The sequence below is a fragment of the Novosphingobium gossypii genome (genome assembly GCF_050433305.1).
Lineage (GTDB): Bacteria > Pseudomonadota > Alphaproteobacteria > Sphingomonadales > Sphingomonadaceae > Novosphingobium > Novosphingobium gossypii.
In genome coordinates, this window is sequence record NZ_JBNPXM010000001.1 from 364,199 (window position 1) to 389,804 (window position 25,606).

Below are 25,606 nucleotides of genomic sequence, written 5' to 3' on the forward strand. Positions count from 1 at the left end.
CACCCATTGGATGGTCTTTCACAGATCATGGAAGGGCAAGCGCAAACGGCGAAGGGCCATCGCGTCATCTTCCAATGGAATTTACCAGTCGATTGTCGGCAGCTCGATCTTAAGGGCTTCGATTCGCTGCTTTGCGTGTCGCAATCCTGCCATGTCGAACGGACCCCTCGGGTAGGCCATAGCCTGCCAGTTAGCCAGCCCACTGTTCGGTGTCGGTCGGTAGGGGCCATCGATCCAGTAGCCCGGAAGCTCTCCTTCAAGAGAATCCAGGCGCAGCCGAAGCGCGCAAAGCGACAAGGTTTCAGGTTTCATAGGCTGTGCAAGCTCCTCCGACCGGAAAGGCTGCTTCGCTGCAATGCATATCGTGGCGGGTGCGTGTCATGGGCCTAAGAGATTGGCCGTTCGCCGGCCTAACCCCACTCAGCTACGACATGATCATCGCGGACCCGGCGACGAGGTTCAAGACATGGTCGGCTGCTGGCGAGGGCAAGTCCCCGCAGGCGCAATACGACACGATGACGTGGGAAGATTTGGCCGCGCTGCAAGTCGCCCAGCTCGGGCGGGGCGACACGATCCTGATGCTGTGGGCCTGCTGGCCTACGCTGCGCCAGTCGATCCAGCTTATGGACGACTGGGGGTTCCGGTACGTCACCGGCGGCGCCTGGCACAAGCGGACGAAGCACGGGAAGACCGCCTTCGGAACGGGGTACGTCCTGCGCAGCGCTAGCGAGCCGTACCTTATCGGAACGCTTGGAAGCCCGCTGACCGCGAAGAACGTCCGCAACGTCATTGAGACCGAAGACCTCGACGTCATCGATGCCGAGGCCCGCGGGCACAGCCGCAAGCCCGACGAGCAATACGACTACTGCCGCCGCCTCGCGCCGCGCGCGGTCCGCTTCGCCGAGCTGTTCGCTCGGCAGGCGTGGCCGGGCTGGGACGCCTGGGGGAACGAGATCGGCAAGTTCGAGGAGAAATCCATCATCACCGCAGACCAAGGAGACAGGACGTGACCACCTGCGAATCACTGGTCCATCTGGACCGCAAACTGTCCCGCGCAATGTTCAGCCGGCGCGGGATTAAGCTCACTGCCGACGATCTCGATCTTCTGGCATCGTTGGGGATGCCGGCGAAAGTGGCGCAGGCGAAGGCGAAAGCATTAGAGGACGAAGCGAAATGTCGGCAGTTAAGGGTGGTGTCTACCAACGGGGGCCGTTCTGGCTCGATCTCGTCCGTGGGGCGGATGGAAAACCAGCAAGCGATCGATGGTACATCTGGTGGTACGATGCCGGGTCAGGGCGCCAGCAGCGGCGAAGCACGCGCACGGCAGATGTTCGGGCGGCGTGCGAATGCCTAGACGAGCATTACCTGGCCTCGCACCGGCCCACGAAGCAGGAGCAGGAAGGGTACGGCGTGGCTGAGGCCATGGCGGACTACTACGTCGAGCATGGGCGCAACCTGCCCAGCGCTGAGCCGATCCGCGCCCGTCTCGGCCTGTTCACCCGCTTCATGGAGTTCGAGCAGGGGCAGGGCCTGATGCCGTCTCCCCTGATGCCCGACCAGATCGACGACAAGATGCTGAACCGCTTTCGCAAGTGGGGCGTCGAAGTCGACATGATCGTGGCGCGCAAGAAGGATGGGCAAGGCAACTGGATCGACGGCAAGAAGCGGAAGCGAAAGGCATCGACCGTCGAGGAGAGCATCATCCAGCTCAAAGCGACGCTCAACCACGCGTTCAAGAACCGGCGCGTCCGGTATGTGCCCCCGCTCGCACACAAGACCCGAGATCAGGTCACGTCCGTCAGCACCTATCGCCTCTCGATCGACGCCCTAGGCGAATTGCTCGATTACAGCCTCAAAGGCGCTGGGAGCTACGCTGGGCACGGCGAGCGGCTTCTACCCCTGCGGAGGTACCTCATCGCCGGGATTTGCACTCTCGCGCGTCCTGACGCCATTTTTGACATGAGCGTCGATCGCGATCGCGAGCAGTGGATGCAGAACGAGCGTCGGTTCGCCCTCAATCCGGCCGGGCGCCTGCAGACGAAGAAGGTCCGTCCGGTCCTGCCGGTGGTAGACCTGCTGCACTCCTGGCTGACGGCTACCGACGAATGGATGGTTTGCAGCGAGCGAACCTCGTTCGACGAGAAGCAGCAGATCGAGGTCGTCGAGCAGATCGGCGTCGGGTCGGTTCGGAAGGCATGGGACGGCGCTCGTGACGCGCTGGGCATCCCCGGCGGCTTCGGTCCGAAGCTGATCCGTCATTCGATGGCGACCATCCTGGCAAATCGCGGCGTGGATCTCGTGCAGCTGGAAATGGCGCTTGGCCACCGCGTGCTCAGAAAGACCTCAAGCCGCTACGCGATCTTCGATCCGAGCTATCTCAGCACCATCCGGGACGGCATCGAAGACGTCGTCTCCGACCTCACCAGGATCGCCGGTCCGGCGCTTCACGCAAAACTCACGCAAAAGGATGAGAACGTTGTTGTCCTACGTGCATAAGAAAACCCCGGCTAAGCCACTGGCCTGCCGAGGTTCTGGAATGGTGGGCGTAGCAAGGATTGAACTTGCGACCCCTACGATGTCAACATAGTGCTCTACCACTGAGCTATACGCCCATTCCATTCAACGACTTAGCTGACGAACCAGAGTGGTCGTTCGAGCGTCTCCGGTGAGTGTCCCCGCCGGAGGACTGGCCCTCTAGCCGTGGCCGTTCAGGCTGGCAAGAGGCTTTTTTGAAAAAATTGAACTCAGAGTGTTGCCTGCTCTGTCAGGCCGAAAATGCGCTGCACTTCCATCACGATGTCGCGCAGGTGGAAGGGCTTCGAAAGGACCTTGGCCTGGGGCGCCTCGCGGCTGGCGCGCAGGGTCACGGCGGCAAAGCCGGTGATGAACATGACCTTCGTGGCGGGCGAGATCTCTGCGCATTTCTGCGCAAGTTCGATGCCGTCCATCTCGGGCATGACGATATCCGACAGCAGCAGATCGAAATCGTCGTTCTTCAGGTGCGGGATGGCGGCGGTTCCACGGTCGACGGCGACCACGCTGTAGCCGGCGTTCTGCAATGCGCGTGCAAGGTAAGTGCGCATGGCGTCGTCGTCTTCGGCGAGGAGAATGCGGATCATCGCTGGTGTCCAGTCTCGTAGGGTTTCTTGTATCGTGGGCGACGCGGGCTGTCTGTCCGTAGCCTTACAGCCCAAGGGTTTAAATTTCTTGTCTCGATTTCGAGGTGACCGGTATCGGGACGCTTTGACACGACGGAGTGAAACGCACAGCTTCGGATGGATGACCGAACGGTTCGATGAGAATGATTCGCATGGTGAGCCGGGTGGGCGGATAGCCGGCGCGCCGGGGCAGGCCGCCTTCACCATGTTCGAGCGCAGGCCGTCCGAGGTCCCGGTGCTGATCGCGGTGCCTCACGCGGGCCGCGCTTATTCGCGCGAGCTGCTCGCGGACATGCGCCATGGCCCGGCGGTGGCGCTGAGGCTGGAGGACCGTCACGCCGACGTGTTGGGGCGCGGCGTCGCCAAGGCTACCGGGGCCAGTCTGCTGATTGCGCACGCACCGCGGGCACTGGTCGATCTCAACCGGGCGCCCGACGATGTGGACTGGGAGATGTTCGTGCGTGATGCCCGGCCGGTACATGGCGCCGGACAGCCGAGTCGGCGCGTGCGCAGCGGACTGGGGCTGGTGCCCCGGCGGCTCGCGGCATCGGGCGACTTGTGGCGGCGCCGCTTCGGCAAGGACGATCTGGTCCAGCGCATCGATGGCGTTCATGTGCCGTATCACGCCGCGCTCGCCGGCGCGCTGGCCCGGCTGCGCGATCGCTGGGGAGCGGCATTGCTGATCGATCTGCACTCCATGCCGCCGCTGGGATCGCCCGGGGGAGGTGCAAGCGCGCAGATCGTGGTCGGGGACCGCTTTGGTGCCAGCTGCCATGGCAGCCTCGTGGCTTCGGCCTTTGCGCATTTCGGGCAGGTGGGGCGCGAGGCGGCGCACAACCGGCCTTATGCCGGAGGCTATGTGCTGGAACGACATGGTGATCCACGCGGCAACGTTCATGCCATGCAGATCGAGGTTGATCGCAGCCGCTATCTTGATTCGGCGCTGGTCGATCCGGGTGAGGGCATGGCAGCGATGATCGAGGATCTGAGCGGCCTGGTGCGGCGGCTTGCCGATGTCACCGCCGAACTCGGGCGCGACGCAGGCGCTGCGCAGTGGCCCCTGGCGGCTGAATGACGTGAGGAGAAATCCCTGAAGGCATTAAAAAACCACCTCGTGCGATGCACGAGGTGGCCAAGGTTCAGGGAGGAGGTGCACGATGTGCACCAACCCGAACGGGCCATGAGGGTAGCGCCGGTCGGGTAAAGCCTACATAGGCCCACCGTTTCCGACATTCAAGCGATTCTTGAAGCAGCGCTCACAAGAAATGTCCAGCGACCTATGAGCGATGCTTCTCGAATTGGGTGGGAGTGTGACAAAAGTGTCATAACTCCCACCCTTCAAAGGTTAATGGGCGCTGAGGAACTCAGGCTTCAGCGCCTGCAGGCGCGTCTTCCGCGGTCGGCAGGGTGAAGTTGGGAACCTTGCCCTGAACGGCCTGGCGATTGAAGATGTCACGCACCAGTTCCAGCGAGAACAGGTGCGCGTAGACGAGCGGCAGCAGTCCGCTCTGGTTCCACTGGCGCAGAACGTCGCCGCGCACTTCGCGCAGCTTGTTCTCGTCGACCATCTGGAAGCCGCGATAGTTGAAGGGCTGCGGGCCGCCGACTTCGATGTTCAACTCGCCGTCCATCAGCAGCTTGTGCTTCTGGAGTTCGGCCATGAACTGCGCGGTCTTGGTGCCGGCGATCTCGAAGTTCTCGCAGAACTTGAGCATGTTGGTGGTGGCTTCGGTGGGCTGTTCGCCTTCGAACAGGGGCTGGCCGTCCTCGATCTCACCGACGAGATCGCTGGTCGGATCGACGCAGAGCGACAGTTCGTCGCTGTCCTGACGCAGCTTGGCCAGCATGAACGGATAGCGGCGCGCATAGGCAGGCACGTAGATCGGGGTGTTCACCGAACCGTCTTCGTCGACGAAGACGTTCACGCCTTCGTTCATGCCCATCAGCACGATCGGGATCGGATTTTCGCCCGAAGTGAACACGATCGGGAAGTTGCGCTGCGCCTGGGCGAATTCCTCCACCGTCAGCGGCACCGAATTGATGCCCGCCAGCCAGGTGGCCTTGTCCGTCGAACGGGTCTTCCAGTTCGCGTGCTGCTGCGAATTGAGCGGGATCAGGTCCTTGTAGAACAAGGGCAGTGCAGGATTCTGAGGCGCGCTGGCCATGGGTACTCTCCGCAAGGGTGTGCAAACTTCGGAAGGCGCTCGCTTTAGTGGCTCGAAAGCGGGCGCGCAAGCGCGAGTCGGGTGGCTTTCAGGGATTTGCCACCCGGAATGGAGCAGTCTCTCCTCACAGACAGTTCAGACCAGCTTGCCCGGGTTCAGCAAGCCTCGAGGATCAAGCGCGTGCTTCACCGAACGCAGCATGGAAAGCGCCACCGGATCGCCGAGCCGTGCCAGTTCGTCACGCTTCAGCTGGCCGATGCCATGCTCCGCAGAAATGGAGCCGCCCCATTCGGTCACAAGATCGTGGACGCGCCGGCTGATCGCTTTGCCCTGCGTTGCATTCCAGGCGCGGGCGTCGGGCGCTTCCGGGGCGATGACGTGGTAGTGAACGTTGCCGTCACCCAAGTGGCCGAAGGCGATGGCCTCAGTGCCGGGGAACTCGGCCTCCAGCATCGGCGCGGTCGTCTCGACGAAGGCCGGCATAGCCTCGACTGGAACCGAGATGTCGTGCTGCACGGCGGGCCCGCGCGCGCGTTCGGCTGACGGAACGGTTTCGCGGATCAGCCAGAACGCCTCTGCCTGTGCCTCGCTGGCAGAAAAGGCGGCGTCCTCGACAAGGTCGTTTTCAAAGGCTGCTGCCATCATCGCCTCGCAGCGGTCGCGCAGGGTCTCGGCCGTGCTGCGATCCGCGACGACTTCGACAAGGACGTGCCAGGCGTGGCGGCCCTCCAGCGGCGGGCGCGCCGTGGGCAGGTGATCGACCACGGCATCGATACTGGCTTGCGGCATGACCTCGAACCCCTCCAGCGCGTTGCCTTCCGCAGCCTCGCAATGAAGGAGCAGGGCGCGCGCGGCGGGCAGGGAGGATACGCCCGCCCAGATCACCACGCGCTCGGCCACGGCAGGCTCCAGCTGCAGGGTAACGGCAGTGACGATGCCCAGCGTCCCTTCCGAGCCGATAAGCAGTTGCTTGAGGTCGAAGCCCCGGTTGTCCTTCTTGAGGGGGGTAAGCTGGGAGAAGACCTGCCCGTCCGGCAGTACCGCTTCCAGCCCCAGCACCAGCGCCCGCATCGACCCGTGGCGCAGCACCTGCGTGCCGCCCGCGTTGGTGGAAACAAGGCCGCCGACCGTGGCTGACCCCTTGCCGCCCAGCGACAGGGGAAAGCGCAAGTCCTGTGCCTCGGCGGCTTCATGCAGGGTCTGCAGGATGACCCCGGCCTCGCAGGTGGCGCGGCGGGCTTGGGTATCGATCGCACGGATGGCGTTCATCCGGCGCAGCGACAGGAGCAGCGCTGTCCCCGTCTCATCGGGAGTGGCACCGCCCGACATGCCAGAATTGCCCCCCTGCGGCACGATCGGCACGCCATGTTGGGCGCAAAGCCGCACCAGCGCCGAAACTTCGCTGACGTCGGCCGGAGAGGCCAGCGCACAGGCACGCCCCGTGAAGCGTCCGCGCCAGTCAGTGAGCCAGGGGGCCAGCAGGTCGGGGTCGGTAGTCAGGCCGCGGGTGCCGAGCAAGGTGCCGGCGGCTTCGAGGAAGGATGCAGAGACGGTCATGAGCGGGCTTATGGCACAGGCATGGGTCTGTTTCACCATCGACGGAAAATCGTCATACAGGGCAAGGATCGCAACAGGTTAAGCGGGCGTTCAAGCTCTTGCCCTATGGGGCGTGATCGTCCTGCGCGTGGACAACCGATTTTTCGGGATTCGATCGAGGAATGAGTTTTGCCTCCGCCGTGCTGTATCCTTTCCTGCTGCTGCTTCCGGCAGCCGGAAGCGGCGACGCTGTTGCAGAGAAGCCGGTAGAGGCTGCAGTTCCGGCAGAGATGGCGCTCTGGCCTGCGCCCGACTCGATTACGCCGCTGCCGGATGCGCCTATCATGGCGGGTTTGTTGGCCGGGATCGCTCCCGAAGATGCCTGGCAGGTTCGCATCGAGCAGCGCATGACCATTCGCATCACGCCGCGCGCGTCGGTGCCGATGCCGCAGATGTTTGTCGGCATGCCGGAAGAAGGGCGGGGGGATATTACCGAACGCAAGATCGGCAAATGCCTGCCTGTCGCGGGCATCCTCAGCGTCCGTCCGGATCGCGCCAACCGGCTCCTCCTCCTCATGCGCGACAGCAAGGTGGTGAGCGCTGAACTCGACCGGTCGTGCCGCGCGCGCGATTTCTATTCGGGCTTCCTGATCAAGCGGAGCGAGGACGGGCGGCTGTGCGTCGATCGCGATACGCTTCTTTCGCGCGGAGGGATGAGCTGCCGCCTGACGCGCATCCGCCAGCTGGTCGAAGAAGACCGCTGAAGGCGAGAGGCGGGCGCTGCAAATCCCGGCGCTACGCGGATTTCCTTGACTTTCCCGCCTTTTTCCGCAAAGGGGCCGCAGTCTCGCGGCAGGCGTCGTGGGCGGCGTTCTGGTCCGCTCCGGCTTCGTGCCGCTGTTTTACATTATATTTTCCGGAAAAACCAAACGCCTATGAGCTTTGCCGATCTCGGCCTGTCTGACGAATTGCTGCAAGCGGTTGACGCCGCAGGCTATACGGAGCCGACTCCGATCCAGGCGCAGACGATTCCTCCTGTCCTCATGATGAAGGATCTGATCGGCATCGCCCAGACCGGCACCGGCAAGACCGCTGCCTTCGTTCTGCCGATGATCGACATCCTGGGCCATGGCCGCCGCCGCGCGCTGATGCCGCGTTCGCTGATCCTCGAACCGACGCGCGAACTGGCCGCCCAGGTCGCCGAGAACTTCGAGAAGTACGGCAAGAACCACGACCTCAAGATGGCGCTGCTGATCGGCGGCGTGCAGATGGGGGACCAGCTCAAGGCCCTGTCGGCAGGCGTCGACGTGCTGATCGCCACGCCGGGCCGCCTGATGGACCTGTTCGAGCGTGGCAAGATCATGCTTACCGGCTGCGAACTGCTCGTCATCGACGAAGCGGACCGCATGTTGGACATGGGCTTCATCCCCGACATCGAAACGATCTGCTCCAAGCTGCCGACCAGCCGACAGACGCTGCTTTTCTCGGCGACAATGCCGCCGGTGATCAAGAAGCTGGCCGACCGCTTCCTGACGAACCCCAAGTACGTTGAAGTGGCGCGTCCGGCCTCCACCAACACGAACATCGTCCAGCACAAGGTGGCGGTGTCTTCGCGCAAGAAGCGCGAGGCGCTGCGCCACCTGCTGCGCACCGACAACGTCGGCACCGCAATCATCTTCGCGAACCGCAAGACCACTGTGCGCGAACTGGCCAAGAGCCTGAAGCAGCACGGTTTCTCTGCCGGTGAAATCCACGGCGACATGGACCAGTCCGCGCGTAACGCCGAGCTTGAGCGCTTCAAGGCGGGCGAGATCAGCATCCTGTGCGCTTCCGACGTCGCTGCGCGCGGCCTCGACGTCAAGGGCGTGAGCCACGTGTTCAACTTCGACACGCCCTGGCACCCTGACGACTACGTGCACCGCATCGGGCGCACCGGTCGCGGCGGCGCTACGGGCCGTGCCTTCACCTTTGTCGCTCCCGAGGACGCGGAGGCGATTGCCAACGTCGAGAAGCTGACCGGCGGTGCGATCCCCGTCTACCAGCTCGATCTGGACAGCGCGGGTGAGGCAGACGAAGGCCGACCCGTCCGTGCCGCAAGGTCTACGCGCGAGGAAAAGCCCGCGCGGTCGCCGCGCTCGGCCCGTGCCACCAGGCCGGAGCGCGAAGAGCGCCCCTTGCGCGAAGAACGTGCCGAGCGTGCGCCCCGCCGCGAGCCGAAGGCCGAGGAGCCGCGTCGCAGTCGCCGCCGCGAACAGCCCGAGCCGCAGGACGACGGCGGCTGGAACGGCCCGATCCCGGGCTTCCTCAACATCTCGGCGCTGGCGTAAGCCCGCCGAACAGATGAAACGAAAAACCGCGCGAGGAGCTATCCTCGCGCGGTTTTTCTTTGGAATGATGGGGCGGTTCGGCGCGCCTCAGGCCGCTGCACGCCGCCGCCGCCAGAACAGCAGGCCGCCTGCCGCTGCAGCCAACAGGCCCAGCATGCCCGGCTCCGGCACCTTGGTGCCGCCCGAAGAAGTCGAACTGCCGGTGGACGTACCGGGATCGCTGGGTGCGGGGTTGTAGCTGCCCGTATACGTACCGACGTGCATCTCGCCGTTCTGGACAAGGCTGCCGAACACCGCCGAACCCTGGATGTAGTTACCCGTCGTTGCCGCCGCGCCGGGGGCCAGCACTGAGCCGCCCCACGCAGTCGTCAGGGACAGATCCTTGGCATCGGGGAAGTTCCAGATGACATGCTCGCCAAGGTTCTGCGTGCCGCCCAGGAAGTTGTCGTTGAGCGAGATCGACGTGCCCGAGACGTTGACGATCGCGGTGTCGGCGCCGTTCAGATTGAACTGAATCTCGCCGATCCTGTCGAGGTCGGCGGAGGAGATGTTGAACACCGCCACGCCGTTCGCGTCGGGCTGCGCATTGAACGTGCCGCGATTGCCGCTGATGGTCAGCTGGCTGTTGACCGCCTGCTGGCTCATCGTGGTCGACAGACCCGTCATCGAGGTTTGGATCAGGCTCGACTGCTGGGTAAGGTTCTGGCTGAACGACGGATCGCTGGCAGAAAGGCCCGCGGTCACCGTGTTGTTGTTCACGTTGGTATTGCTGATCGATCCGCCGACCCGGACCGTCTGTGCCGCACCGTTGAGGTTGAGGCCGCTGTTGACGTTGCCGCCGACGATGGCGCCAGAACCGTTGTTGAGGTTCTTGGCGCCTCCGTTGACGTCACCCACCACGGTCAGCCCCGGCGTACCGGTGGCCGAGGCTGCGATCGGCTGGATCTGGTAGTTCGACGAGTTGCCGTTGAGGTTCCCGCCCACGAACGTGCGCCCCTCCACCTCGGAAGAGGACGTCAGGTCGCCCAGCACCACGAGATTCCAGGTGCGCAGCACGTCGGTGCCCGCGATCATCCCGGAACTGGCAAGGAGCGGACTGGCGGAAAGAGCGGCAGCCATGGCGACGAACGAAAGCGAAACGGTACGGTAGGAAGCCACGGCATATGTCCCGAACTGGCGTGAAGCGATGCCGGGATCAGTATATCTACCCGAGCTTTTGGAAAGCATCACTTTTCCGCTGTCCCTTGCTGGAACAGGGAAGGGGTGCGAGGCCGGTCTTTACGATATTTGAAGAATTGCCGTCAGGCACCGCCCCGGCCCTCTTTCTTCCATACGGAGAGGACCGGGGCGTGGAAGGAAGATCAGCTCTTGACCTTGTTCTGGAAGCTCTTGCGCAGCTTCATCAGCTTGGGCGGGATCACGGCAAGGCAGTAGGGGTTGCGCTGCCCTTCGCCGTCCCAGTATTCCTGGTGATAGTCTTCCGCCGGATACCACGGAGCAGGGCCTTCGATGGTGGTCACCGCCGTCTCGCCGGCGTGGTCCGCGTTCCACCGCGCGATGGCGGCAGAGGCTTCCTCACGCTGCGCATCGTCGAGCGGGAAGATCGCCGAGCGGTACTGCGTGCCGACGTCGTTGCCCTGGCGGTTGAGCTGCGTCGGATCGTGCGTGCCCAGAAACACGTCGAGCATGTCGGCATAGGAAATCACGGCGGGGTCGTATTCCACCATGATCGCCTCGGCATGGCCGGTCGTGCCCGAGCAGACCGCCTTGTACGTGGGGTTCTCCACTTCGCCGCCGATATAGCCGCTTTCCACCTTTTCCACGCCGACCACGTCGCGGAACACTGCTTCGGTGCACCAGAAGCACCCACCGGCTACGATTGCCGTTTCCATTTTCGTCACTTGTCCTCAGTTCCAGAAGGGTTGGCGGCTAGATAGGGAGCGCGATGGCGGTTGTCATTGCCCGCGCTGCGAGTAGTCTCGCGCCATCGACCTTTCGAGAGGAGAATCCGATGCGCCGCGCCCCCGGAATTTTGGCCCTGACCCTGACTTCGCTGATCGGACTGGCAGCGGTTCCGCTGGCCGCGCAGGCCGCCCAAAAGGAGACTGGCGAAAAGGCGCCGCCGCCCTGCGTCGGGTGCAAGGCGCCGCTCGAAGCCGTGGCGGCGAACCCGCTGCGCAAGGACGATCGCGCTCGCGACCAATATCGCCGTCCGGTGGAAACGCTGGAGTTCTTCCGCATCCGCCCTGACATGAAGGTCGGCGAATATGCTCCGGGGGGTGAGTGGTACTCGCGCTTCCTCGGTCTTTATCTGGGGCAGAAGGGCCACCTGGTGGGGCTTTATTTCAATCCGACCAGTGGCGCGTTCAAGCCTGAGCGGCAGGACGGCATCCGCAAGGCAGCCGCCGCCTATCCCGCCGACGTCGCCAAATTCACCGGCCTGCCGGCGGATCGCTTCGCCGCCTACACGCTGGACGCTGCCCCGGCAGGCGAGGCGGGCACGTTCGATGTCATCGTCATCCCGCGCATGATGCACAACCTGATCAACTGGAACATCGCCGGCAACGAGATCAGGGCGATGCGGGGGCTTCTCAAGCCCGGCGGCCTGATCGGCATCGAGCAGCACCGCGCGAAGGCAGACGCACCCTATTCCTACACGGACGGATCGAAGGGCTACTTGCGCGAGGCCGACGTGATAGCCTTGATGAAGGTCTATGGCTTTGATCTCGTCGGCACTTCGAACGCCAACGCCAATCCCAAGGATTCTGCGAACTGGCCCAACGGCGTGTGGACTTTGCCGCCGACTTACGCGTTGAAGGATCAGGACAAGGCCAAATACCAGGCCATCGGCGAAAGCGACCGCATGACGCTGCTGTTTCGCAAGCGTGACTGATGCGGGCTGCTCTGGACTTCATGCGGCCCAATCCATAACTGGGGCCGCATGACCCGCCAGATAACAGTCGCCGCCCTGCAACTCGCCCTCGGTTCCGCCGACGAGGCGCAGAATATCGCCGCCGTCTCTGCGCTGGTGGAGGACGCGGCTGCGAAGGGCGCGCAGATCGTGCTGCCGCCCGAACTGTTCTCCGGCCCGTATTTCTGCAAGACGGAAGAGGAAGCGCTGTTTGCGTTGGCCCGCCCGACCGCCGAGCACCCGTCTGTGATTGCCATGCGTGAACTCGCAGCGAAGCTGAAGATCGCGATCCCGACCAGCTTCTTCGAGCGGGACGGGCATCATTACTACAACACGCTGGCCATGATCGACGCCGAGGGCGAGATCATGGGCACGTACCGCAAGAGCCACATCCCGGACGGACCGGGGTATGAAGAAAAGTACTATTTCCGCCCCGGCAACGATGGGTTCAAGGTGTGGGATGTGTTCGGCACCCGCATCGGCGTGGGCGTGTGCTGGGACCAGTGGTATCCCGAGTGCGCGCGCGTCATGGCGCTGATGGGCGCGGAACTGCTGTTCTACCCCACGGCGATAGGGTCGGAGCCGTATGATGCCACGCTTGACACCAGCCGCATGTGGCGCCGGGCGATGGTGGGCCACTCGGTGTCGAACTGCATGCCGGTCATCGCTGCCAACCGCATCGGTGCAGAAACCGAATGCGACAGTGACCAGACGTTTTACGGCCACTCCTTCATCACGGATGAGTGGGGCGACTACGTCGCCGAGTTCGGACGCGACGAAACCGGCGTACTGGTCTCCACCCTCGACCTTGACCGCGCTGCGACGCATCGTGCAGGCATGGGCTTCTTCCGCGACCGGCGGCCACAGCTCTACACGCGCGTGGCCCAGGACATCTGAGGAAGAGCGGGGGGCGGATGGGCCAGCATCGCTATCTGGTGGCGCTGGGCTCCAACATGCGCCACCCCCGCCACGGCAGCCCACGCCGGGTGTTGGGGGCTGCGCTGGCGGCGCTCGATCGTGGCAAGCTGCACGTCGTCGTCGCATCTCCGGTGATGGAAAGCGCGCCGCTTGGCCCTTCGCGCAGGCGCTATGCCAATGCCGTCGCGCTTGTCCGGTCGAAGCGTGAGCCTGACGAACTGCTGCACAAGCTGCACCGCATCGAACACAGGTTCGGTCGCCGCCGCCGGGGCAGTGCCTGGGGCGCGCGGGTGCTCGACCTCGACATCGTGCTGTGGAACGGCGGGGCCTATGCCAGCGATGCCGGGGCGCAGGGTCTGGTTATCCCGCACCTGGCCTTTCGCGAACGACGCTTCGTGCTGGACCCGGCGGTCAAGATCGCAGGGCAGTGGCGCGATCCGCTGACGAACCTGACTGTGGGACAATTGCGAGCACGCTTGACCAAGCCGCGCGCGGCCCCTAGGTGACGCTTCCGCAACGCCGCACGGCATCGGGGGCCCGTAGCTCAGTAGGTAGAGCAGCTGACTTTTAATCAGCGGGTCACAGGTTCGAATCCTGTCGGGCTCACCATCCCGTTCGGCGTTGCGAAATGAAAAAGGCCCTGCAGGTTCGTCCTGGGGGCCTTTTCGTTGTGAGGCTGCGCGCGGTCAGGCCGGTTTGACGAAGCTGTCCAGCACGCGCTTGGTGCCGGCCTGTTCGAAGTCGATTTCCAGCTTGTTGCCGTCCTGCGCCAGAACTGCGCCATAGCCGAACTTTTCGTGGAAGACGCGGGCGCCCACGGCGATGTCGGTGCGGGGCTTGGCGGCGAAGCTGGCGGCGCTGCGGGTGCTTTCGACGACGCGCTTGGGCGTGGGATCGTATTCGGTGGCCGCCGCGCGCTTCCAGCCGGGCCCGCGCGTGGTAATGCGTGAGGGCTGCAGGCGCGCCACGTCGGCGAAGGGGTCGGCATGTTCCGACCACTGCGCCCGCCACAGCGATGCGCCGCCCGACAGGGTGGTCTCGCTCTCGACGTGCTCCTCGGGCAGTTCCGCGATGAAACGCGAGGGGATGGAACTGGTCCACTGGCCATAGATCCGCCGGTTCGCGGCGTGCAGGATCGTGCACTTGCGCCGCGCGCGGGTGATGGCGACGTAGGCGAGGCGGCGTTCCTCCTCAAGGCTGGCAAGGCCGCCTTCGTCCAGCGCGCGCTGCGAGGGGAACACGCCTTCCTCCCAGCCGGGCAGGAACACGTTGTCGAATTCCAGCCCCTTGGCGCCGTGCATGGTCATGATCGTGACCTTTTCCTCGTCCGCCGCATTCTCGTTGTCCATGACGAGGCTGACGTGTTCGAGGAAGTCGCCGAGGCTGTCGTACTCCTCCATCGCGCGGGCAAGCTCGACGAGGTTTTCCAGCCGCCCGTTGGCTTCGGCGGTCTTTTCCGCCTGCAGCGCATCGGTATATCCGCATTCGTCCATGACGGTGCGCAGCAGGTCCGCCGGGCCTTCGGTGGCAGCTAGGTCGCGCCAGCGGGCGAAATCGCGCATCAGCGCCAGGAAGGTGTTGCGCGCGCGGGCGGGAAGCTCGTCGGTGTCGGCGATTTCGATCGCGGCGTTCGACAGCGGGATGGCGCGGTTGCGGGCAAGCCGGTGCAGCGCTTCGAGCGCCTTGGCGCCAAGGCCGCGCTTGGGTGCGTTGTAGATCCGCTCGAACGCAAGGTCGTCGGCGGGCTGGGCGATGACGCGCAGGTAGGCCAGCGCATCGCGGATCTCGGCGCGTTCGTAGAAGCGAAAGCCGCCGACGATCCGGTACTTCATGCCGATGGAGATGAAGCGGTCCTCGAACTCGCGCGTCTGGTACTGCGCGCGCACGAGGATGGCGATCTGCTCCAGCGGCGCGCCTTCGCGTTCGAGCCGCTCGATTTCGTCGCCGACCCGGCGGGCTTCCTCCGGCCCGTCCCACACGCCGATCACGCGCACCTTTTCGCCCGCGTGACGCTCGGTCCACAGGGTCTTGCCAAGGCGCTGCGTGTTCTCGTCGATCAGGCCCGACGCCGCTGCCAGAATCTGCGGGGTGGAGCGATAGTTCTGTTCCAGCCGGATCACCTTGGCGCCGGGAAAATCCTTTTCAAAGCGCAGAATGTTCGCCACTTCGGCGCCGCGCCAGGAATAGATCGACTGGTCGTCGTCACCCACCACGCAGATGTTCTGGCGCCCCTGCGCGATCAGGCGGAGCCACAGGTACTGGACTTGGTTGGTGTCCTGATATTCATCCACCATGACGTACTTGAAGCGATTCTGGTACTGCGCCAGCACGTCACGGTCGGTGCGCAGGATGTTGAGCATGTGCAGCAGCAGGTCGCCGAAATCGCAGGCGTTCACCGCCTTCAGGCGATCCTGGTAAAGCTGGTAGAACTTCTGCCCCTTGCCGTTGGCGTAAGCCTCGTTCTCTCCGGCATCGAGATCCTGCGGGTTGAGGCCGCGGTTCTTCCACCGGTCGATGCAGCCGGCAAGCTGCCGGGCGGGCCAGCGCTTTTCGTCCAGCCCCTCTGCCTGGATGAGCTGCTTGAGCAGGCGCAGCTGATCGTCGGTGTCGATGATCGTGTAGTTGCTTTGCAGGCCGACCAGTTCGGCGTGACGGCGCAGCATCTTGGCGGCGATGGCGTGGAAGGTGCCCAGCCACGGCATCCCCTCCACCGCCGGGCCGATCAGGTGGCCCACCCGTTCGCGCATTTCGCGCGCGGCCTTGTTGGTGAAGGTGACGCACAGGATTTCGCTGGGCCAAGCCAGGCGGCTGTGCACGAGGTGCGCCAGACGCCGGGTGAGCGCCGCCGTCTTGCCGGTGCCTGCGCCCGCCAGCATCAGCACGGGGCCTTCGGTCGTCAGCACGGCGTCGCGCTGCGGATCGTTGAGCCCGTCGATCAGCGGATCAGAGCCGGACGGGGCGGGGGCTTGCAAAGTGTTCACCGTGAACAACTAGGGAACGTCATGGCTTGGTGCAAGCCCGCTTCATCGCTTGGGGGGAACGATTCCCGGCGTGGCTCGTCGTTCGTCCAGAAGAATAACGATAATGGAGAGCGAACATGCACAAGTTGTTGCTCACAGGGACGGCTGCGCTGGCGATGATCCTGCCAGCTGCACTTCAGGCGCAGGACGCGCCGCCCGCTGCCACTCCGCCAACCGCTGCCACATCCGCTTCGCCGACGCTTACTCCTGAGCAGAAGGGTGTCTACGATGCATGGACCCCGGCTCAGAAGACCGATTACGAAGGCTGGCCCAACGACTACAAGGTCTATTACTGGACGCTCGATGGGCAGCAGCAGAAGGGCTACTGGGCACTGACGGCGGACCAGCGCGGCCAGATCTACAAGATGACGCCCGAACAGCGCCAGATGGCTTGGAACTCGGTATTGCAGCAGTTGAAGGGAGAAACGCCCTCGACGCCCGCAGGACAGGCGAACCCTCCGGGGCCGGGCGTGCCGACCGAGGGCGTACCCGATCCGCAAAGCGCGGATCAGGCGGCCCGCCCTGCAATGCCCGCAGACCAGAACTATCAGGGCGGTCCCTACAAGGGTGCGCTTACCCCGCCGCCTGCAACGGCGATGGAAAAGGATTATCCGCGTTGCAGCAAGACAGTGACCGACAACTGCCGCAACCCCGGCGGTAAGTGAAACAACGTCGTCCCGGAGCGATCCGGGACAACGTTTCCTGCCCGGATCAACCCACCTTGCGCAGCAGGTGGAGGCGCGCCTTGCCGACGTCGCGCGTGGCATCCGCCTCGAATCCCTTGATCGAGACGCCTTCGCCTTTGCCGGTTTCGAGGCTTACCCACGTTCCTTCGCCAATCCAGCCCAGCCGTGCCAGCTTGTCGATCGCCACTGCGCCCGCCCCGGTATCGTAAGGCGGATCCAGCAGCACCAGATCGAGCGGTTCCTTCGCTGCGCCAAGGGTCAGGGCAGAAGATGCGCGCACGTCGCTGCGGGACTGGGCCTGAAGATTGGCGATGTTCTTGCGGATGGCGCGAATCGCGGCGGCGTCCTGATCCACGAACAGGCAGTGCGCCGCCCCGCGCGACAGGGCTTCGAGGCCCAATGCGCCCGACCCGGCAAATAGGTCCGCCACTTTCAGGCCATCGAAGTCGCCGAGGCGGCTGACCAGCATCGAGAAAAGCGTCTCGCGCGTGCGGTCGGCGGTGGGGCGGGTGGTGTCGCCTTCCGGTGCGGCCAGCTTGCGACCGCGCCATTCGCCCGCAATGATGCGCAAGGTTCCGCTCATCCCCGGCTGCTTTCCAGCGAGCGGCGGAAGTTTTCCAGATCGCGCGCAGAGACTTCGCCCGCCATGCCCTTGGGCAGATCGCCCAAACGGAACGGGCCGTAGGCTGTGCGCAGCAGGCGGCTCACCTGCAGGCCCAGCGCTTCGAGCACGCGGCGCACTTCGCGGTTCTTGCCTTCGGTCAGGGTCATTTCGATCCACTGGTTACGCCCGGTGCGGCGCTCCATGTTGGCGTCGATGCGACCGTAGATGACGCCGTCCACCTCGATGCCTTCCATCAGCTCTTCCAGCTGCGCCTGCGTGATGTCGCCGAAGGTGCGTGCGCGGTAAGTGCGCGGCACGCCGGTGGCGGGCAGTTCCAGCTGGCGCTTGAACTCGCCGTCGTTGGTCAGCAGCAGCAGGCCCTCGGTATTGAGGTCGAGGCGGCCCACCGGCATGACGCGGCCGGTGCCTTCGGGCAGGGCGTTGCGAAGCGCGGTGTAGATCGTTGGGCGACCGGCGGGATCGCGCTCTGCGGTGATGAGGCCGGACGGCTTGTGGAACAGGAACAGGCGCGTGCCTTCGGCTTCGGCGATCGGGTTGCCGTCGACCGTCACGCCGCGCAGGGAGGTGAGCACGGTGGACGGCGTCTCGATCACCACGTCGTTCAGCGCCACGCGGCCTTCGATGATAAGGCGCTCCACCTCGCGGCGGCTGGCCACACCGGCGCGGGCCAGCAGCTTGGCGATGCGTTCGCCTTCGCGGGCGGGGAGCGTCGGATCCTTGGGCGTGGGCGCAGCGGCGCGGGGGGCGGCGCCGGGCTTGATGTTCGGACGCCGAACGGTCGGGGCAGGGCCGCGCGATGCACGGTCGGAACCGAAGCGTTCGCCTGACGGGCGGTCGTCGCGGCGGGACCGGTAGCTGCGTTCGCCGTCACGAGGAGCGTCGTCGCGTCCACCATCCTGGGCGGAGCCGCTGCGATAGGAGCCGCGCGGGGCTTCGTCCCGCGCACGGGGTGCGCCATCGCGCGCAGGACCGCTGCGGTAGGTATTGCCGCGCGGCTTGTCGTCGCGGGCGCGTTCGCCGTCGGGCCGTTCATTGCGGGCAGCTCCATCGCGCGCACCGCGACGGGGCAATTCGTTGCGGAAATCCTCGCGCGTGCCAATGCGCGGTGCTTCACGGCGACCGCGTCCGCCGCGTGGAGCTTCGGCGCCGGCTGCATCGTCGCGCCCGGATCTGCCGCGCGCACTGCCGCCGGCTGCGTTGTAGCGCGGCGAATCTCCGCGCGAAGAGCCGCCTCGTGCGGAGCCGCCGAACGAGGAGCCGCTGGAAGAGGAGCCGCGGCCACGGCCTGAGCCGCCTGATCTGCCGCCTGAAGACTTGCTGGGAGGTTTGGACATGCCTGCGCCCATACCTGTTGATCGCGACTTCATCCAGCCTTCCCTTCACGCGCAGGCGCGTTAGGGTCGCGCGATGACGAACGAGAAGGTATCTCCGGACGCCGCAGCGGTACGCAAGCCCGGCTGGAAGGCCGTGGGCCGCGCACTGGGAAATCGCAAGACCGGCTTCATGGCGGTCTTCGGGTTCGCGGCGGGGCTGCCCTATTCCCTGCTGCTGGGCACGCTTTACGCTTGGCTGTCGGACGCGCGTGTGGATCTGGAGACGATGGGCGTCTTCTCGCTGATCGGGCTGGCCTATGCGTTCAAGTTCCTGTGGTCCCCCGCGCTCGACCGGCTGAACCTGCCGGGGCTGAAGCGGCTGGGGCGGCGCAAGCAGTGGATCGTCACCGCCCAGATTTTGCTCGGCGCGATCCTTGTCACGCTGTCACGGCTGGATCCGGTAGCGGCGCTGGGGCTGTTCTCGCTGCTGGCGGGGATCGGCGCCTTTGCCTCGGCCACGCAGGACATCGCCATCGACGCCTGGCGCGTGGACGTCGCCGACGAGGACGCGACGATCGACATGCTCTCTACCGTGTTCCAGATGGGATACCGCACGGCGGCACTGGTCGGCGGTGCGGTATCGCTGATCCTGGCGGAGCGGATCGGCTGGTCCACCGTGTTCCTGACGATGGGCGTGATCCTGCTGGCGGCGGGCGCGATCTGCCTCTTTGCGCCCGATACCGACGCCGACGCGCAGGCCGCCCGTGCGGACGAGGCGCTCGGCGATCTGCGCAAGCCCGGCCAGTTGACCCCCAAAGTACGCGCCGTCGCCCTTGCCGGTGTGGCACTGCTGTGGGGCTGGGCGTTGGTGACGGTGGTGGTGTTCATGATCCGCTCGCTGGGAAGCGAACCCGCTGACCGGCCCGATGCGGTCGATTTCGTGGCGACCACCGGCCCGCTCATCGTGCTGGCGACGATCGTGCTGCCATCGGTCATCGCGGCGGTGATGGTCTGGCTCGAGCGCAGCGGGCGCCATCTGCTGGCAACCGACGCGCCCCCAGAAGGCACCGGCGGACAAGTGCTCGACCATCTTTACCGCGCGCTGATCCTGCCGCTGACCGAGCTGGTCGGGCGCATGGGCTGGGGGCTGGTGCTGGCGCTGGCGCTGGTGCTGACGTACCGCATCTGCGATTCGATCTGGGGCACGTTCGCCTATCCGTTCTATCTAGGCGAACTGAAGTATTCCAAGGACGAGGTCGCCATCGCCTCGAAGTTCTTCGGCGTCGGCGCGATCGTGCTGGGGCTGGCGCTGGGGGGCACGCTGCTGACAGTGCTGGGCCGCATGGCGACGCTGACGCTGGGCGCGGTGCTGGCGGCGGTGACGAACCTGCTCTACGCCGACCTTGCGCTGGGCGGCGCGCGGATGGCGCTGCTCAGCGACGCGCTGGGCGTGACTTGGCTGGTGGAGCATCTGGGCGGCGAACCGCGTCTGGGCGCGCTGATGGTGACCATCGGGACCGAGAACCTTGCCACCGGCATTGCCGGCGCCGCCTATATCGCGTGGCTCTCCTCCATCGTGTCGAAGCGCTACAGCGCGGTGCAGTATGCGTTGCTGTCCTCGCTGACGCTGCTGGTAGGAACGCTGGGACGCGGCGCGCTGGGGCACCTGATCGAGCAGCAGGGCTATTACCGCATGTTCGTGCTGGTAACGTGGATCGGCACCGTCGCCATCGTCCTCAGCCTGCTGGAATGGTGGCGCACGGCGCGCCGGGCGCCAAAGACGGTGCCGAGCTAGACCGGCAGTTCGCCGTTCGCCGCCAGCACCGTCCCGGCAAGATAGAGCGACCCGGCGATCAGCACCGCGCGGGGATTGCGCGCTTCCAGTTCGCGCAGGGCCGTGGGAACATCGGGCGCGGCGGTGACCGGGATCGACCAGCCGTCCAGCGCCTGCGCAAACGCTTCGGGCGGGTGGCAGTCATGCCCCGGCACCGGCACCAGCGTCACACTCTCGACAAGGCGGTGCAGCGGATCGAGCAGGGCGCCGGGATCCTTGCCCGCGATCATGCCCAGGATCAGGTGCGGCGCGATTTCGCGGTCGCGCAGGAACGCTTCCAGCGCCAGCCCGGCGTCGCGATTGTGGCCACCGTCCAGCCATACCGGGGTGCCGGGGACCAGGCGGGTCAGCGGGCCGTCGCCGAGCAACTGCATCCGGGCGGGCCAGCGGGCGGCGCGGATGCCGTCCGCAAAGGCCTGCGGATCGACGCGCAGCACGTCCTGCGCGCGCAGCATGGCAGTGGCCAGCGCGGCGTTGTCCGCCTGATGCGCTCCGGGCATTTCGGGCAGGGGCAGGGTGAGCGAACCGAGCCGATCCTCGAACCAGATCGCGTCGCCGGTGGCCTGTGCCTTCCACCCCGCGTCGCGTGCCAGCAGCGGCACACCTTCCGAAGCGCACAGCGAATCGAGAAACGCGGCAACGGCCTTCGGATAGGCCTGCGTCACCAGCGGCACTTGCGCTCGGCGGATGCCCGCCTTCTCGAAGGCGATGCGGGTGAGCGGTTCGACCGGGGTGCCGTCCTCGGGCGCAAGGAGGAAGCGTTCGTGGTCGATGCCCAGCGTGGCGATGCCGCAAACCAGCGGCGCGGGCAGCACGTTGGTTGCATCGAAACGCCCGCCAAGGCCGACCTCGATCACGCAGACGTCCGCCGGATGGCGCGCGAAGGCAAGGAAGCTGGCGGCGATGGTCGTCTCGAAGAAGCTGACTTCCAGCCCCTCTGCCGCGTCCAGCACTTCGCCCAGCAGTGCGGCGAGTTCGTCGTCGCCGACCAGTTCGCCTGCAATGCGGATGCGTTCGTTGTAGCGCACCAGATGCGGGCTGGTGATCGCGTGAACGCTGTAGCCCTGCGCTTCAAGGATGGCGCGCAGGAAGGCGCAGGTCGATCCCTTGCCGTTGGTCCCGGCGACGTGGAACGCCGGGGGGATGCTCAGGTGCGGGTCGCCCAGCCGAGCCAGCAGCGCGCGGATCGCCTCCAGCCCGATGCGGCCCTGCGGCAGCGAAAGCGCGGCAAGGCGATCGAGCTGGGCCTGGACTGCGGGCGAGTCCGACACCGCGAAGTCGCGCACGTCAGCGGGCCGAGTGAACCGCAGCGGCCAGCGATGCCGTATAGTCCTGCAGCGGGCCGGGGGCCGCGTCGCCATGCTGCTTGACGATGTCGATGAAGGCCGAGCCGACGACCACGCCATCCGCCACGCGCGCGATGGCGGCGGCCTGTTCGGGCGTGCGCACGCCGAAACCGACGGCGACCGGAACGTCGCTGGCGGCCTTTAGCCTTGCCACGGCATCCTCGATCGAGGCCTGCGCGGCCTGCTGCATCCCGGTGATCCCGGCAACGGAAACGTAGTAGAGGAAGCCCGAAGACCCTTCGAGCACCTTGGGCAGACGCGCCGCGTCTGTGGTGGGCGTGGCGAGGCGGATCAGCGACACGCCCCTATCGCGCAGGGCCGGGCCAAGGGCGCCGTCCTCCTCGCTGGGAATGTCCACGCAGATCACGCCGTCCACGCCCGCCTTGGCGCACTCGTCAGCGAACCATTCGGGGCCGCGGATGGTCATCGGGTTGGCATAGCCCATCAGCACCAGCGGCACGTTGGGGTGGCGCTGGCGGAACTCTGCGGCCATCCGGAAGATGTCCGCCGTGCGCGTGCCCTTGGCCAGGCTGCGCAGGTTCGCCTCCTGGATCGCCGGGCCATCGGCCATGGGATCGGTGAACGGCATGCCCAGTTCGATGACGTCCGCCCCGCCCGCGACCAGCGCGTCGAGGTTCGATGCGGTGTCGCCGTCGCCCCCGGTGATGAAGCAGACGAGCGCGGGGCCTTTTGCGAAAGCGTTTGCAAAACGGGTCATCAGGAGAACAGCGTCTTTCCGGTAAAGCGGAGGATGGCGGCGGTCAGGCCGACGTAAAGGGCAAGGTAGGCAAGGCTCATCGCGATGTCGGCCCAGCTGCCGCGAAACGCGAAGGCCCAGTAATAGCCGGCGCCCGAAAGGTCGAAGGCGCGCACCCGGACAAGGTCGGCCAGAACCTTGATCGCGGGGAACACCGCCATCCAGAGCACGGCGGCGTCGATCAGCGACCGCTGCCACCCACCCTTTTTCAAAGCTCTACCCCCAGCGCCTCGGCCACCGTGAAGATGTCCTTGTCGCCGCGGCCCGAGATGTTGACGACGAGCAGCCTGTCTTCGTCCAGTTCCGCCGTCAGCTGCGGCAGGGCAGCCAGTGCATGCGCGCTTTCCAGTGCGGGAATGATGCCCTCCAGCGCGCAGCACAGCTGGAAAGCCTCAAGCGCCTGCGCATCGGTCACGGGCACGTAGCGCACCCGGCCGATCTCGTGCAGCCAGGAATGCTCCGGCCCCAGACCCGGATAGTCCAGCCCGGCGCTGATCGAGTGCGCTTCGGTGATCTGGCCGTCCTCGTCCTGCAGCAGGTAGGTCTTGTTGCCGTGAAGGATGCCGGGGCTGCCGCCCGCCAGCGATGCCGCGTGCTTGCCGGTCTCCACACCGTGGCCCGCAGCCTCGATGCCGACCATCGCCACTTCGGGATCGTCGAGGAAGGGGTGGAACATGCCGATCGCGTTCGATCCGCCGCCCACGGGCGCCACGACCATGTCGGGCAGGCGACCTTCGGCCTCAAGCATCTGCACGCGCGTTTCCGTGCCGATCACGCTCTGGAAGTCACGGACGAGTTCGGGATAGGGGTGCGGCCCGGCGGCGGTGCCGATGATGTAGAACGTGTCGTGGACATTGGCCACCCAGTGGCGCAGCGCCTCGTTCATCGCGTCCTTGAGCGTTTCCGCGCCGCTGGTGACGGGAACCACCTCTGCACCGAGCAACTTCATGCGAAAGACGTTGGGCTTCTGCCGCTCCACGTCCTTGGCACCCATGAAGATGGTGCAGGGCAGGCCGAAGCGCGCCGCGACGGTCGCGGTGGCGACGCCGTGCTGGCCGGCACCGGTCTCGGCGATGATCCTGGTCTTGCCCATGCGCATCGCCAGCAGGATCTGGCCCACGCAATTGTTGATCTTGTGCGCGCCGGTGTGATTCAGCTCCTCGCGCTTGAAGTAGATTTTGGGGCCTTTGCCTGCAGGCGCACGTTCGCGGAAATGCTCCGTGATGCGCGGGGCCGGATAGAGCGGGCTGGGCCGGCCCACGAACGTCCTGAGCAGATCGTCGAACTGCACCTGGAACGCGGGATCCTGTCTGGCCGCGCGGTATTCCTTTTCCAGATCGAGGATCAGGGGCATCAGCGTTTCGGCGACATAGCGCCCTCCGAACTGGCCGAAGTGCCCCGACTCATCGGGGTAGGAACGCAGCGAGTTTACAGGCGTTTGGGCGGTCATGACATCGGCGCTTGGCAGAGGCCCCGGCGCTTGTCCAGACGCTTGTTGCGGCGCTGTCCAGTTACGGTGAAGTGCGCAAAAGCGTGGTTCCTGAGGATGCCTTGGGAATGGCAAGGCCAATCTTCAATTGCAAATAACGCAACTGAATTGCGCCAAAAGCATCATAATGACTCAAAGCTGCAGTTTTGTGACGTTTTGACCTGTTCCGGGAAATTATCGTTCATTGACGTGAAAGGTTCCAGGTTCCAGCGGGCGGTCGTCCCGGTGAGGGCCGGGCATGAAAGAATACTGGAGTTCATAATATGCGTATTGCACTTGTTTCGCTCGCCGCGGTTGCTGCCGTGGCCGCCGCCACTCCCGCCCTGGCCAACGAGGCTCGCGTCGAAGCACGCGGCGGTGTGATCTGGGACGGTAGCGACAGCGAAGCAACCGCAGGCGTGGCCGCTGGTTACGACTACGACCTCTCCGACAAGCTTTTCGTGGGCGTGCAGGGTTCGGCTGACAAGATCCTGACCAGCAACACCCGCGTTTCGTGGGGCGTCGGCGGCCGCATCGGCGTGCAGCCCGTCCCCGGCACCAAGGTCTATGCCCTGGCTGACTGGCAGTCGAAGAACTGCCGCTTCTGCAACAGCGCCGTCGGCGTTGGCGGCGGCATCCAGCAGGACGTCGGCTCGCGCTACTACGTCAAGGCTGAATACCAGCACCTGCTGATCGGCGACAACACCCCCGACGCCGATCGCGGCCTGGTGGGCGTTGGCGTCAAGTTCTGATTTCAGAACAAGGGATCACTGCCAACGCAGTGTAAGCCAGGAAAGGGGCGGTCCGATGGGCCGCCCCTTTCTTCGTGCGGATCACCGCTTGCGCAAGGGATTGGGCGAACCCGGCCCCGGCTCTCAGGACGCGGCGGCCCGAACTGCCGCGCAGAAGGCGGCGATGCGCGCTTCGTCCTTGACGCCCGGCGCGCTTTCCACCCCAGACGACGTATCGACCAACGGCGCGCTGGTCAGGCGGATCGCCTCTGCCACGTTCGACGGATCAAGGCCGCCTGCCAGTCCCCAGGCCAGCGGACTCTTCCAGTTGTCAACCAGCGTCCAGTCGAAGCTGAGACCCATGCCGCCGGGCAGGGTGCCCTTTGGCGTCTTCGCATCGAACAGGATCAGGTCCGCCGCGCCGGCATAAGCATCGGCGCGCGCCACATCGGCAGCGCTGGCAACGGACAGTGCCTTCCACACCGGAATGCCGAACCGCGCGCGCAACTGGGCTGCACGTTCCGGCGTCTCCGAACCGTGCAGCTGCAGCCCATCGAGCCGGGCGGCGCCCACGGCCTCGCCCAGCAGCGCATCGTCCGCATCGACGAACAGGCCCACACGCCCGATCCGCCCCGCCGCCTGTTCGGACAACTGCGCGGCGAGCGCGGGAGACACCGCACGCGGGCTCCTGTCGAAGAACACCAGGCCGATATGCGCCGCCCGCGCCCGGATCGCCGCCTCGAGACTATCGCCGGTACTGATTCCGCAGATCTTGATTGCGGCTGTTGGCATATTCGCGTCCTGCCCTAAA

The 25,606-nt window shown here is 65.5% G+C and carries 26 protein-coding genes and 2 tRNA genes; 13 read left to right on the top strand and 15 right to left on the bottom strand.

Annotated features, from left to right (window positions below; translation table 11 throughout):
* Nucleotides 1–81: 81 nt before the first annotated feature.
* Entirely contained in the window at nucleotides 82–312 is a 231-nt protein-coding gene (locus GGR40_RS01995) for a hypothetical protein (protein WP_429274522.1), read from the bottom strand.
* A 119-nt stretch (nucleotides 313–431) separates the two neighbouring features.
* Here GGR40_RS01995 and GGR40_RS02000 point away from each other — a divergent pair, with 119 nt between their 5' ends.
* From GGR40_RS02000 to GGR40_RS02010, 3 genes are all read left to right on the top strand, one after another.
* The gene (locus GGR40_RS02000; RefSeq protein ID WP_429274523.1) at nucleotides 432–1,010 is read left to right on the top strand and encodes an MT-A70 family methyltransferase; all 579 of its coding nucleotides are present in this window, start codon (nucleotides 432–434) and stop codon (nucleotides 1,008–1,010) included.
* Entirely contained in the window at nucleotides 1,007–1,354 is a 348-nt protein-coding gene (locus tag GGR40_RS02005) for a hypothetical protein (protein WP_429274524.1), read from the top strand. Before GGR40_RS02000 ends, GGR40_RS02005 begins: the two co-directional genes overlap by 4 nt.
* Nucleotides 1,355–1,422: 68 nt before the next feature.
* Nucleotides 1,423–2,496, top strand: coding sequence for a tyrosine-type recombinase/integrase (locus GGR40_RS02010; RefSeq protein ID WP_429274525.1), 1,074 nt, complete (start codon nucleotides 1,423–1,425; stop codon nucleotides 2,494–2,496).
* 41 nt (nucleotides 2,497–2,537) lie between these two features.
* Here the strand turns inward: GGR40_RS02010 and GGR40_RS02015 are convergent.
* Nucleotides 2,538–2,612 (bottom strand) — tRNA-Val (locus tag GGR40_RS02015).
* 132 nt (nucleotides 2,613–2,744) lie between these two features.
* On the bottom strand, nucleotides 2,745–3,119 hold the full coding sequence (cpdR, locus tag GGR40_RS02020; RefSeq protein WP_429274526.1) for a cell cycle two-component system response regulator CpdR: 375 nt from the start codon (nucleotides 3,117–3,119) through the stop codon (nucleotides 2,745–2,747).
* Between the two features lie 160 nt (nucleotides 3,120–3,279).
* Here cpdR and GGR40_RS02025 point away from each other — a divergent pair, with 160 nt between their 5' ends.
* On the top strand, nucleotides 3,280–4,233 hold the full coding sequence (locus GGR40_RS02025) for an N-formylglutamate amidohydrolase (protein ID WP_429274527.1): 954 nt from the start codon (nucleotides 3,280–3,282) through the stop codon (nucleotides 4,231–4,233).
* A gap of 289 nt (nucleotides 4,234–4,522) precedes the next feature.
* Here the strand turns inward: GGR40_RS02025 and GGR40_RS02030 are convergent, their stop codons facing one another.
* On the bottom strand, nucleotides 4,523–5,323 hold the full coding sequence (locus tag GGR40_RS02030) for a SapC family protein (protein WP_429274528.1): 801 nt from the start codon (nucleotides 5,321–5,323) through the stop codon (nucleotides 4,523–4,525).
* A 135-nt stretch (nucleotides 5,324–5,458) separates the two neighbouring features.
* Entirely contained in the window at nucleotides 5,459–6,880 is a 1,422-nt protein-coding gene (locus GGR40_RS02035; RefSeq protein WP_429274529.1) for an FAD-binding oxidoreductase, read from the bottom strand.
* Between the two features lie 269 nt (nucleotides 6,881–7,149).
* On the opposite strand from GGR40_RS02035, the gene GGR40_RS02040 reads away from it, so the two are divergent.
* Both GGR40_RS02040 and GGR40_RS02045 read left to right on the top strand, forming a co-directional pair.
* On the top strand, nucleotides 7,150–7,623 hold the full coding sequence (locus GGR40_RS02040; RefSeq protein ID WP_429274530.1) for a hypothetical protein: 474 nt from the start codon (nucleotides 7,150–7,152) through the stop codon (nucleotides 7,621–7,623).
* A 171-nt stretch (nucleotides 7,624–7,794) separates the two neighbouring features.
* Nucleotides 7,795–9,186 carry a DEAD/DEAH box helicase gene (locus tag GGR40_RS02045; protein WP_429274531.1) on the top strand — a complete coding sequence of 464 codons (1,392 nt, stop codon included), beginning with the start codon at nucleotides 7,795–7,797 and terminating at the stop codon, nucleotides 9,184–9,186.
* An 87-nt stretch (nucleotides 9,187–9,273) separates the two neighbouring features.
* Here the strand turns inward: GGR40_RS02045 and GGR40_RS02050 are convergent, their stop codons facing one another.
* Both GGR40_RS02050 and msrA read right to left on the bottom strand, forming a co-directional pair.
* Nucleotides 9,274–10,344, bottom strand: a complete 1,071-nt coding sequence (locus tag GGR40_RS02050; RefSeq protein WP_429274532.1) for a choice-of-anchor A family protein — start codon at nucleotides 10,342–10,344, stop codon at nucleotides 9,274–9,276.
* Between the two features lie 203 nt (nucleotides 10,345–10,547).
* Nucleotides 10,548–11,078: a peptide-methionine (S)-S-oxide reductase MsrA gene (gene msrA / locus GGR40_RS02055; RefSeq protein WP_429274533.1), complete on the bottom strand. Its 531-nt coding sequence runs from the start codon at nucleotides 11,076–11,078 to the stop codon at nucleotides 10,548–10,550.
* Nucleotides 11,079–11,197: 119 nt separating this feature from the next.
* Here msrA and GGR40_RS02060 point away from each other — a divergent pair, with 119 nt between their 5' ends.
* The 4 genes from GGR40_RS02060 to GGR40_RS02075 all read left to right on the top strand — a co-directional run bounded on the left by GGR40_RS02060 (nucleotide 11,198) and on the right by GGR40_RS02075 (nucleotide 13,624).
* Nucleotides 11,198–12,079, top strand: coding sequence for a class I SAM-dependent methyltransferase (locus GGR40_RS02060; RefSeq protein ID WP_429274534.1), 882 nt, complete (start codon nucleotides 11,198–11,200; stop codon nucleotides 12,077–12,079).
* Between the two features lie 48 nt (nucleotides 12,080–12,127).
* Complete coding sequence (gene aguB, locus GGR40_RS02065) at nucleotides 12,128–12,994, top strand: N-carbamoylputrescine amidase (protein ID WP_429274535.1); 867 nt, start codon at nucleotides 12,128–12,130, stop codon at nucleotides 12,992–12,994.
* A gap of 17 nt (nucleotides 12,995–13,011) precedes the next feature.
* A complete protein-coding gene (gene folK, locus GGR40_RS02070) occupies nucleotides 13,012–13,521 on the top strand; it encodes a 2-amino-4-hydroxy-6-hydroxymethyldihydropteridine diphosphokinase (RefSeq protein WP_429274536.1) in 510 nt (169 codons plus the stop codon).
* Nucleotides 13,522–13,548: 27 nt separating this feature from the next.
* Nucleotides 13,549–13,624: transfer RNA gene (locus tag GGR40_RS02075), tRNA-Lys, on the top strand.
* A gap of 77 nt (nucleotides 13,625–13,701) precedes the next feature.
* Here the strand turns inward: GGR40_RS02075 and GGR40_RS02080 are convergent.
* On the bottom strand, nucleotides 13,702–15,996 hold the full coding sequence (locus GGR40_RS02080; protein WP_429274537.1) for an ATP-dependent helicase: 2,295 nt from the start codon (nucleotides 15,994–15,996) through the stop codon (nucleotides 13,702–13,704).
* A 116-nt stretch (nucleotides 15,997–16,112) separates the two neighbouring features.
* Here GGR40_RS02080 and GGR40_RS02085 point away from each other — a divergent pair, with 116 nt between their 5' ends.
* Entirely contained in the window at nucleotides 16,113–16,700 is a 588-nt protein-coding gene (locus tag GGR40_RS02085; protein ID WP_429274538.1) for a hypothetical protein, read from the top strand.
* A 46-nt stretch (nucleotides 16,701–16,746) separates the two neighbouring features.
* Here GGR40_RS02085 and rsmD read toward each other — a convergent pair whose 3' ends face one another.
* Nucleotides 16,747–17,304 (bottom strand): 16S rRNA (guanine(966)-N(2))-methyltransferase RsmD, encoded by a 558-nt coding sequence (gene rsmD, locus GGR40_RS02090; protein ID WP_429274539.1) that lies wholly within the window; start codon nucleotides 17,302–17,304, stop codon nucleotides 16,747–16,749.
* Nucleotides 17,301–18,680: a pseudouridine synthase gene (locus GGR40_RS02095; RefSeq protein WP_429274540.1), complete on the bottom strand. Its 1,380-nt coding sequence runs from the start codon at nucleotides 18,678–18,680 to the stop codon at nucleotides 17,301–17,303. Before GGR40_RS02095 ends, rsmD begins: the two co-directional genes overlap by 4 nt.
* Before the next feature lie 73 nt (nucleotides 18,681–18,753).
* Between GGR40_RS02095 and GGR40_RS02100 the strand changes: the two genes are divergently transcribed.
* Nucleotides 18,754–20,454 (top strand): AmpG family muropeptide MFS transporter, encoded by a 1,701-nt coding sequence (locus tag GGR40_RS02100; RefSeq protein ID WP_429274541.1) that lies wholly within the window; start codon nucleotides 18,754–18,756, stop codon nucleotides 20,452–20,454.
* On the opposite strand, the gene GGR40_RS02105 is transcribed toward GGR40_RS02100, so the two are convergent.
* From GGR40_RS02105 to trpB, 4 genes are read right to left on the bottom strand one after another with little or no spacing between them, the layout of a single operon-like run.
* Nucleotides 20,451–21,779, bottom strand: coding sequence for a bifunctional folylpolyglutamate synthase/dihydrofolate synthase (locus GGR40_RS02105; RefSeq protein WP_429274542.1), 1,329 nt, complete (start codon nucleotides 21,777–21,779; stop codon nucleotides 20,451–20,453). The genes GGR40_RS02100 and GGR40_RS02105 overlap by 4 nt on opposite strands.
* A gap of 1 nt (nucleotide 21,780) precedes the next feature.
* Entirely contained in the window at nucleotides 21,781–22,557 is a 777-nt protein-coding gene (gene trpA, locus GGR40_RS02110; RefSeq protein ID WP_429274543.1) for a tryptophan synthase subunit alpha, read from the bottom strand.
* Nucleotides 22,557–22,808, bottom strand: a complete 252-nt coding sequence (locus tag GGR40_RS02115; protein ID WP_429274544.1) for a hypothetical protein — start codon at nucleotides 22,806–22,808, stop codon at nucleotides 22,557–22,559. The genes trpA and GGR40_RS02115 overlap by 1 nt, the downstream gene beginning before the upstream one ends.
* Nucleotides 22,805–24,046 (bottom strand): tryptophan synthase subunit beta, encoded by a 1,242-nt coding sequence (gene trpB, locus GGR40_RS02120; RefSeq protein WP_429274545.1) that lies wholly within the window; start codon nucleotides 24,044–24,046, stop codon nucleotides 22,805–22,807. The genes GGR40_RS02115 and trpB overlap by 4 nt, the downstream gene beginning before the upstream one ends.
* A 302-nt stretch (nucleotides 24,047–24,348) precedes the next feature.
* Here trpB and GGR40_RS02125 point away from each other — a divergent pair, with 302 nt between their 5' ends.
* Complete coding sequence (locus GGR40_RS02125) at nucleotides 24,349–24,816, top strand: outer membrane protein (RefSeq protein ID WP_429274546.1); 468 nt, start codon at nucleotides 24,349–24,351, stop codon at nucleotides 24,814–24,816.
* A 123-nt stretch (nucleotides 24,817–24,939) separates the two neighbouring features.
* Here GGR40_RS02125 and GGR40_RS02130 read toward each other — a convergent pair whose 3' ends face one another.
* Nucleotides 24,940–25,587: a phosphoribosylanthranilate isomerase gene (locus tag GGR40_RS02130; RefSeq protein WP_429274547.1), complete on the bottom strand. Its 648-nt coding sequence runs from the start codon at nucleotides 25,585–25,587 to the stop codon at nucleotides 24,940–24,942.
* Nucleotides 25,588–25,606: the final 19 nt, after the last annotated feature.